A 450-nucleotide genomic window follows, 5' to 3' on the forward strand; every position below is an offset into this window, starting at 1 on the left:
ATTTTCCTATACATTTGAGCCACATTACTTCATGCGAGTGAATGACTTTAATAGTAGCAACGGGAAAGATCATCATTGGGAAATCACTAACACCTTCCGTTACCGTATTAATGAACACTGGCTCCCTTATTTCGAATTGCGCTGGTTAGACCGCAACGTCGAACCGTACCACCGCGAGCAAAACCAGATCCGTATCGGGACGAAGTATTTCTTCTGATGTGAAACTGCCGGATGCGGCGTAAACGCCTTATCCGGCCTACAAGTGCTCGCAAAATCGATAAATTGCGATTGCCCCCATAGACCCGATAAACTTGCGCATCGGGCAACTTATACTTGTCATGTATCCTTTCAATTAACTCATCGACAGCAGTTGGTTGGCACGGCCTGCGTTATCATCGACGCTGCTGATCACCTTCATCTGCATTTCAAAACGCCGCGCGCTGGCAATCA

2 protein-coding genes are annotated in these 450 nt (G+C 47.1%); one reads left to right on the forward strand and one right to left on the reverse strand.

Annotation, left to right across the window (positions count from 1 at the left end; translation table 11 throughout):
• Nucleotides 1–217: oligogalacturonate-specific porin KdgM family protein (locus IEQ44_RS15590; protein ID WP_227487612.1), on the forward strand; the 217-nt coding region annotated here is incomplete at its 5' end.
• Nucleotides 218–352: 135 nt separating this feature from the next.
• On the opposite strand, the gene IEQ44_RS15595 is transcribed toward IEQ44_RS15590, so the two are convergent.
• A partial coding sequence (locus IEQ44_RS15595; RefSeq protein ID WP_319804716.1) for a flagellar basal body rod C-terminal domain-containing protein occupies nucleotides 353–450 on the reverse strand: 98 nt, incomplete at its 5' end.

Source organism: Nocardioides malaquae (genome assembly GCF_015070385.1).
GTDB classification, from domain to species: Bacteria; Actinomycetota; Actinomycetes; order Propionibacteriales; family Nocardioidaceae; genus Nocardioides; species Nocardioides malaquae.